Raw genomic sequence first — 8891 nt, forward strand, 5'->3', positions numbered from 1 at the left:
AATATTTTAAGTTACAAAAACTTAAATTAAAACTTAAAAAAGATTATGAAAAAAAAGATATTAAAATATTAAATAAAGTTGAATTTCAATATTGGTATAGATATCTTGAAAATAATTATATTCCAAGTTTACAACTTTTTTCTTAATTTAATTTGATTAAATTAGTTTAAATTAAATATTTTTAATTAATTTTGCTGTCCTAATTATTGGACGGCTTTTGTTGTTGTAAAAAAATAAATAAAATTATTTATAAATTATAAAAACTTAAAAAAACTTTAAATTATTGAAATTATTAATGTTATAATATAGGTAATAAGAAAAATATTTTTTTTAAAAGAAACAACATTTTGAAAAAACTCAGTAATCGCCTACAAAAATCCCTTGAAGAAGTGTATGGTGGATTAGATGAATTAACACAAAAATTAAATAATAATTATAAATAAATAATGGATATTTTATATCCATTATTTTTTTTTATCCTAATTGAAATTATTTATCTTTGTTGGATAAATTGAATAAATTATTTATATTAACATTATGTTATTGTATTTTGATATATGTTATAATTGAGGTGATAAAAGTGATATAATAATTCCTTAAAAATAATTTATCAAGTATATTAGAAAACTAAAAGGAGCAATATTTTGTATTTTTCCATCGCTCAAAAGACTAAAAAGACTTTGCATAAATATATTCTAGCAGCTCATATACTTGCTTTAGCTCTTATATTATTTCATCTTTCTAAACAAATGGGGCTATATGATTATTTTAGGTCTCCTTTAACTTATAAAGCTTATTTTAATCTGGCTTTAGTACCTTTATTTTATTTAGGGTTTTTCTTTGGATTTAAGAAAGCTTATTTAATGCTTCTTATTTATCTTTTTTGTGAATTTGTAACTACTTTGGGACATTTTTGGATTTTAGCTGATTATGATATTTTTTTGCTTGAAAAAATAAATATTAATAAAGTACCTTTTTTTATACTGAATTATCTTTTAAAAACTTTAATACCTCTTTTATCTTGGTCTTTTACAGGATTATTATATTGTAAAGATTTAAGTCATTTTAATATTAATAAAAAAAATATTATACGTTTATTAAGTATTTTAATTATAATTATGTTAACTCATGTTTGTCTTTATGCTATAAATGGTTATTTATGTTATTTGCCAAGTATTAAATATATTCTAAAAGATAATCCATATTATAATATCTTTTTTGCTAATGAAATAACTTCCTTTATCACTATTTTTGTTCTTAATTTAGAAACAGTTATTACTTGTAATTTATTATTATTTGTTTGTGTTATTTATCTTAATCCAAGATTAAAGATTATTTATCAAACTTATTTTTATGAATAAACAATAACATAAATGAAAAACCTTTTTTGCAATTACCAATAAGACAAATTTAATAATATTTACCAAAAATATAAAATAAATTTTTGAATCCTCCAAACCAAATTATTTTTTTTAATACTTGCCAATTATTAAATCTTATGATATAATAAAAGTGCTTTGGCACTTAAATTATTTATTGCCAAAATTAAATCATTACAAAAATATTTTATTTGCTATAATAAATTATTAAATTAAAAGGAGTTTAATCATGAAACAAAAAACAATTATCCCTTTACATGACAATGTTGTTTTAAAATTGAAAATGGAAGAAACTAAAACAGCTAGCGGAATTATTTTGGCTTTATCAGAAAAAGAAAAATCCTCTGTTGGGGTTGTTGTTGGAGTAGGTTCCAAAGTTGAAGGTTTAAAAAAAGATGATGAAGTAGTTTATAAAAGCTATTCTGGTAGCAAAGTTACTTTAGGAGAAAAAGATTATTTAATTGTTGCTGTAAAAGATATTTTGGCACAAATTAAATAAGATAATATAGATAAGATAAATAATTATAAACTAAGTATTAATAAATAAAAAGACAATATTTTAAACTTTTTTTAAAATTATAAATCATAAAATTATAAATATTGATTAAATATCAATAAATCAATAAATAAAGATATAAAGATATAATAATCAATAATCAAAATATTTAAGGAGTAATAAAATGAGTAAAAAAATACTTTATGGCAAAGAAGCAAGAAAAGCTTTATTACAAGGAGTAGATGCAATTGCAAATACTGTTAAAGTGACTTTAGGACCTAAAGGACGTAATGTTATTTTAGAAAAAGCCTATGATTCACCTGCTATTGTAAATGATGGTGTTTCTATTGCTAAAGAAATTGAATTAAAAAATCCTTATCAAAATATGGGAGCAAAGTTAGTATATGAAGTAGCTTCCAAAACTAACGATAAAGCAGGAGATGGAACAACTACAGCAACTGTTTTGGCACAAAGTATGATTCATCGTGGGTTTGATGCAATTGATGCAGGAGCTAATCCTGTTTTAGTAAAAGAAGGAATTGAGTTAGCTGCATTAACAGTTGCCAAAAAACTTTTAGCTAAATCTAAAAAAGTAGACGCCCAAGAAGATATTCAAAATGTGGCTGCTGTTTCATCAGGTAGTCAAGAAATTGGTAAAATCATTGCCCAAGCGATGCAAAAAGTAGGAAAAGATGGAGTTATTAATGTTGATGAATCCAAAGGTTTTGAAACAGAATTAGAAGTTGTTGAAGGATTGCAGTACGATAAAGGATATGCTTCTCCTTATTTTGTCTCTGATAGAGAAAGTATGACAGTAAAGTTAGAAAATGCGTTAGTTTTAGTAACTGATCATAAAATTAGTACTGTGCAAGAAATTGTACCTATTTTGGAAGAAGTAGTAAAAGCATCTAGACCTTTATTAATTGTAGCTGAAGCTGTGGAAAATGAAGTTTTAGGGGTTTTGGTAGCTAATAAATTAAGAGGAACTTTTAATGTAGTTGTAACTAATGCTCCTGGTTTTGGTGATAATCAAAAAGAAATGTTACAAGATATTGCAGTACTTACAAAAGCTAATTTTGTTTCTAAAGAACTTAATATGAAATTAGCAGATTTAAAAATGGATGATTTAGGAAATATCAATAAAGCTATTATTAAAAAAGATAATACTACTTTGATAAGCAATTCTAAAAGTCCTGAATTAGAAAAACGTATTCAAGTATTAAAAACTCAAATTAAAAATGCTACTTCTGATTATGAAACTAAAAATTTGCAAGAAAGATTAGCTAAATTATCAGGAGGAGTTGCCTTAATTAAAGTTGGGGCTGCAACTGATACTGAATTAAAAGATAAAAAATTACGTATTGAAGATGCTCTTAATGCTACTAAAGCTGCTATTACTGAAGGAATTGTAGTTGGTGGTGGAAAAGCTTTAGTTGAGGTTTATCAAGAATTAAAAGATACTTTGGTATCTGATAATAAAGAAGTACAACAAGGAATTGATGTAGTAGTAAAAAGTCTTTTAGTACCTACTTATCAAATTGCTTATAATGCAGGATTTTCAGGTAAAGATGTGGTAAAGCAACAACTTTTACAACCCTTAAATTTTGGGTTTAATGCTAAAGAAGGTAAGTATGTTTGTCTCTTAAAAGAAGGTATAATTGACCCTACTAAAGTAACTCGTCAAGCTGTTCTTAATGCTGCTTCTATCTCTGCTTTGATGATTACAACTGAGGCTGCTGTGGTAAGTTTGAAAGAAAATAAAGATAATAACTTTGATTTAGGAACACAAGAATAATTTTTTTTTATAACTAATAAAGCTTTATTTTTTTAATTATTATCTCCCATTTTTCCTTTTTTCATGTTAAAATAATAGTAGGTTTTGATTGTCTTTTAACTCTTTGTTAGAAAACAACTCAAACCATATAATTATATAACACAAGAAAGGAGAACAAACAATGCAAAATCAAAAAACTCAAAAATCTTTAGTTGCTAAAGTTTTAGTTTTATTTGCTGCTGTTGCTTTAATGTTTGTTGGCGTTCAAGTTTTTGCTGATGATAAACTAGATTTAAGCACTTTAGAATGTAAAGACGCTCTTGAACTTACTGCTGCTGATGCTGCTGATGCAGAAAAAGTTGTTAAACAATGGAAAGTTCAAAACACTTCATTGAATGCAAAAGTAACAAAAGATTCTGTAAAAGTAGCGGTTGCTGATAATAAAGTAACAGTTACACCTGCAGATGGTGATGCTGGAAAAGCTTTATCAGGTTCAAAAGTATTAAGTTTAGTAGGCGTATGTGAATTAAATAAATTAACTTTAGGCACAGACAAAAAACTTACACTTACAGTTAAAGATGGCAAAGTAGATGCAGAAGCTGGTTTAAAAGCTTTAAAAGAAGCTGGAGCTAAAGTTCCTGCAACTGTAAACAAAGACGACGTAACTTTCACAGTTGGTAAAGACGACAATGCTAATAAAGTTACTGTTAAAGCTGTAGATGGTAAAACTACTGTTTCAGGACAAGTTGTCTTTGAATTTACTGTAGCTAAAACACCTTGGTACAAAACAGTGTGGTTCTTAACATTAGTAGCTGTTGTATTTGTTGCTGCCGTTGCTGGTGGTGTGTTTTTCTTTGTTAAAAAAAACAAAAACAATAAATAATCTTATTTAATCATTATTTAAAAAGCTAGGTTTTTTAACCTAGTTTTTTTTATTTATCTTTATTATTAATAATAGTTTTTAGCAATAAAATAATCTTTATAAATACAATTATAATCAAAAATTATTATTAATAATAAAAAAGAATCAATTATAAGGTTTTATTTGGGAAAATTATTAAAAAATTATATAATATATATAATGGTTTTATTTTTTTTATCATCCCAAACCATAAATTAAATATTTATCAATTTATTTAACATCATAAAAAATTATTAAATTATTTAAATATAAACAATAAAAATTATAGTTATTATTATAAATTATCTTAATAAAAAATATTAATTATCATAAATATTAATCTTTAATTATTAAATAATGAATAACTAAGGAAGCAAATGAAAGAAAATGTACAAAAACGGTTCTATTAAAATTGAATTATCAAGCCCTCCTTTAACAGTAGGTAATCCCTTAAAAAATGCTTATAGTATGCAAAATGTTTTAAACAAAAGTAAAGCCAGTTTTGTTTTGTTCCCCGAACTTTGTTTAAGTAGTTATACAGCAGGAGATCTTTTTTTTGAAACTACTTTTTTAGAACAAAATTTTCAAGCTCTAGATTGGCTTTTAAAAAATAATTCTTTTGAAGGAGTCTATATTTTAGGTATGCCTCTTGCTTTGCATGAAGTTTTATTTAATGTAGCAGTTATCATTCAAAAAGATAAAATATTAGGAATAACCCCTAAAAAAACTATTCCCAATTATAAAGAATTTAGCGAAAAAAGATGGTTTCAATCAGGCAAAACCTGCGAATCCCAATACATCCAAATTTTGGGTCAAACAGTTCCTTTTGGAGATGTTTTATTTATTAATTCCCAATTTGATCTTATTTTTGGCGTAGAAATTTGTCAAGATTTATGGACTGTCTTTTCTCCTGGTGATCTACTTTCCTTAAACGGCGCTCATTTAATTTTTAATCCTTCTGCCTCAACCGATCACATAGGCAAACTTGATTTAAGAAAAAATGCCGTTCTTGATCATTCGCGCAAACAAATTGGAGGCTATTTTTACACTAGTAGCGGAATTACTGAATCTACTGTTGATAATTTATTTTCCAATCACAAAATGGCTGCTTTGTTAGGCGAAATGGTCGCCGAAAAAGATTTATTTAATCAAGATGTAAGTTTAGTAGTTGATGTTTGTGTTGATTTAATTAAATTTCAAAGAAGAATTGATACTACTTATGGTGACCAAAGAATAGGAAAACAACATCCCTTTTTAAAAGCTTATTTTGAACTCCAAGAAACGCCCCATTATCACTTTGAAAAACCAATTAATCAAACACCTTTTATTCCTCAATCAAATGTTGCTTCGCATTTAAAATTGGCAAATGAAATCCAAGTATTAGCACTTAAAACTAAACTTAGCAATTTAAACGCCAAAATAATTGTAGAAATTACTGAAAATATTAATGATTTGTTAACTTTGGTAGTTGCTTTTCAAAGCTTTTCCTTGTTGCAAAAACCGTTAGAAGATTTCATTGTAATCCTAAATCCGCTTCTTTTTTCCAACCAAACTCATTATCAACTCCTAAAAGATTTTTTACAAACCAAAGGAGTTTGCCACATTTGTGAAAGTAGTTTTTTAAAGAAAAAAGATTTGTTAGCCTTTTTGGGACTTGACAAAACTGATGCCACCACTAACACAACTAATCTAACTGATGCCACAAATGACACAAACGCAACAAATGAAATAAATGAAGCAAACGAAACAGCTACTTTATTTAACGATATTAACAACATTTCTACTTTGTCAAACGAACTTGCTTCTTTTCCCAAAGACCTAGATCAAGTTTTTTTAAAGGAATTAGCTTCCCAAACACAAAAGTTTTTGTTGTTAGAAAATAATAATTTTTCGGATATGGCTTTAGGAAAAAACAATCCTCGTAGTCATTACGACCACATTTATAATGTCAATGCTGGCGTTCCTAATGTTTTAGTCAAAGAATTATTACTTTATCATTTAGAAAAAAACTATTTACAAATTACACCTGCCTTAAAAAAATTATATCAAAAATTAGTGCAAGAAAACATCAACCAAAAATTAATTATGGAAGATTTTATTCTTTGTTGCCACATCAAAAAAGGTTTTACCAAAACCAAAATTGCTTGGTTGTTGCAAATTGCCTTTGATTGGAGTCCAGAAAAAAGCAATCAATTAGTTGTTTCATATCTGAAAACTTTTTATCAAAATCAATTTAAAAGACAAAATATGGCACCAGGTCCTAAAGTTTTAGAAAATAGTCTTTCGCCCAGAAACGAATTTTTGCTTCCTATTTATCTACAAAGACAAGAATAAAAAGCAATAAATCAAAGTTCTAAAAATATAAAATCTCAAAACATCAATAAATATCATCAAAATAACAAATCAAAACACATACACACACATAACAAATTAAAAACAAAGAAAAGGAGCAAAAAATGACAAAAGTTGTTGTTGGTTTATCAGGCGGAGTTGATAGTGCCGTTGCTGCTTTTCTTTTAAAAAAACAAGGTTATTTGGTAGAAGCAGTTTTTATGCGTAATTGGGATAGCAATCTTAATTTTGATATCCAAGGTAATCCCACTTTAAATGACATATGCCCGCAAGAACTAGATTATAAAGATGCCTTAAAAGTGTCTGAAAAACTAGGAATTAAGTTGCATCGTGTTGATTTTATTGAAGAATATTGGCAAAAAGTCTTTATGTCTTTTATCAAAGCATTTGAAAATAATCTTACTCCGAATCCTGATATTTTGTGTAATAATGAAATTAAATTTAGAGATTTTATTGAGTATGCAACAACAAAACTTGCCCCTCAATATATTGCTATGGGACATTATGCTAACATTATATATGAAACTTCTTCAGACCAAAAATTAGTTCCACGACTTGCTTGTGCTGTTGACCAAAATAAAGATCAAACTTATTTTTTATCACAACTAACAACTAAACAATTACAAAATATTTTGTTTCCTTTGGGCAATCTCACAAAACAAGAAGTACGCCAAATTGCTTTAGAAAATAATTTAATTAATGCCACTAAAAAAGATTCCACAGGGATTTGTTTTATTGGTGAAAGAAATTTTTTTCAATTTTTAAGCAACTATTTACCCGCTCAAAAAGGTGATATTAAAACTTTGGATGGGACTTTTTTAGCACATCATAAAGGAGTAATGTATTATACCATAGGGCAACGTAAAAATTTAGGTTTGGGTGATGTTCCCAGCCAAAAACCTTGGTTTGTCGTTGGCAAACACCTTCCAACTAACACTTTATACGTAGAACAAGGTAGCACACATCCTTATTTATACAGCGACAAAGCCTTAATTGGTGATATTGTTTGGCGCGGCAAAAAAACCAATTTGCACCTACAAGCCAAAATGCGCTACCGCCAACCCAATCAAGACGTTATTTTAACTTGGCTAGACCAAAACAACTTAGAAATTCATTATCCTCAAACAATTAAAGCAGTAACTCCAGGGCAAATATGTGCTTTTTATGATAACAATATTTGTTGTGGGGCAGGCGTTATTAAAGAAGTTTATTTTCAAGGCACAAAAAGACTATACACTTAATTTATTTTTTGATTTCTTTTATTTTCTTTGAGTTTTTTTGCAAATCCTTAAAAAAGAAGGTGATAAGATGATTTTAGATTCCGATTTAACTTTAGAAAAAGATACATTATATCAAGATTTAATGGCTGTGATTTCCAAAAATATTCAAGATGCCACCATTTTGCAAAAAATTACTCAAGCCTATCTTTTTGCCAAAGAAAAACATCACGGGCAAACACGTTTTACAGGAGAACCCTATATTATTCATCCTTGTGTAGTGACTAAAATTTTGGCACAATTAAACAGCGAACCCAATACTTTAATGGCAGGATTACTCCACGATGTTTTGGAAGACACTAATGCTACTATGCAAGATTTAACTTCTTTGTTTGGCGAAGACGTGGCTTATTTAGTTTATCGGGCAACTAAACTTACCAAAATTGCTTTTCACAAAAATCAAGGACATGCCGATAATCAACAAAAAATGTTTTTAGCAATGGCAAAAGATATTAGAGTTGTTATTGTAAAGATTGCTGACCGCTTGCACAATATGCAAACTTTAAATGCGATTCCTTCAGAAAAACAATTACGTATTGCCAAAGAAACCTTAGAAATTCACGCTCCTTTAACACATCGTTTAGGGCTTTTTGAAATTAAATCACAATTAGAAGATTTGTCTCTAAGGTATGCTTTTACTCAAGAATACTATCGTGTTTCTAATTTAATTCGGTTAAAAAAACAACAACGCGAAGAATCAATTACCAAAATT

Annotated in this window: 7 protein-coding genes; all 7 read left to right on the forward strand. The window is 27.4% G+C overall.

Going from position 1 to position 8891, the window contains the following annotated elements; translation table 11 throughout:
• Positions 1-644 precede the first annotated feature (644 nt).
• On the forward strand, positions 645-1361 hold the full coding sequence (locus tag OYV_RS02775) for a hypothetical protein (RefSeq protein WP_042068167.1): 717 nt from the start codon (positions 645-647) through the stop codon (positions 1359-1361).
• 247 nt (positions 1362-1608) lie between these two features.
• Complete coding sequence (locus OYV_RS02780; protein WP_011160495.1) at positions 1609-1878, forward strand: GroES family chaperonin; 270 nt, start codon at positions 1609-1611, stop codon at positions 1876-1878.
• Between the two features lie 181 nt (positions 1879-2059).
• A complete protein-coding gene (gene groL / locus OYV_RS02785; protein WP_042068169.1) occupies positions 2060-3670 on the forward strand; it encodes a chaperonin GroEL in 1611 nt (536 codons plus the stop codon).
• Between the two features lie 160 nt (positions 3671-3830).
• Positions 3831-4532 (forward strand): hypothetical protein, encoded by a 702-nt coding sequence (locus tag OYV_RS04480; RefSeq protein WP_052360409.1) that lies wholly within the window; start codon positions 3831-3833, stop codon positions 4530-4532.
• Positions 4533-4937: 405 nt separating this feature from the next.
• Positions 4938-6884, forward strand: a complete 1947-nt coding sequence (locus OYV_RS02795) for an NAD+ synthetase (protein WP_042068170.1) — start codon at positions 4938-4940, stop codon at positions 6882-6884.
• Between the two features lie 95 nt (positions 6885-6979).
• Entirely contained in the window at positions 6980-8143 is a 1164-nt protein-coding gene (gene mnmA / locus OYV_RS02800; RefSeq protein ID WP_269077288.1) for a tRNA 2-thiouridine(34) synthase MnmA, read from the forward strand.
• 67 nt (positions 8144-8210) lie between these two features.
• Positions 8211-8891, forward strand: a 681-nt coding sequence (locus OYV_RS02805) for an HD domain-containing protein (RefSeq protein WP_042068172.1), incomplete at its 3' end; no start/stop codon positions are given.

Source organism: 'Chrysanthemum coronarium' phytoplasma (genome assembly GCF_000744065.1).
GTDB lineage: Bacteria > Bacillota_I > Bacilli_A > Acholeplasmatales > Acholeplasmataceae > Phytoplasma > Phytoplasma asteris.

Bases quoted from the DNA above. Each gene is read 5' to 3' on its own strand.
- OYV_RS04480 (WP_052360409.1), top strand. From the start codon at position 3,831: ATGCAAAATCAAAAAACTCAAAAATCTTTAGTTGCTAAAGTTTTAGTT.
- OYV_RS02780 (WP_011160495.1), top strand. From the start codon at position 1,609: ATGAAACAAAAAACAATTATCCCTTTACATGACAATGTTGTTTTAAAA.
- OYV_RS02795 (WP_042068170.1), top strand. From the start codon at position 4,938: ATGTACAAAAACGGTTCTATTAAAATTGAATTATCAAGCCCTCCTTTA.
- groL (WP_042068169.1), top strand. From the start codon at position 2,060: ATGAGTAAAAAAATACTTTATGGCAAAGAAGCAAGAAAAGCTTTATTA.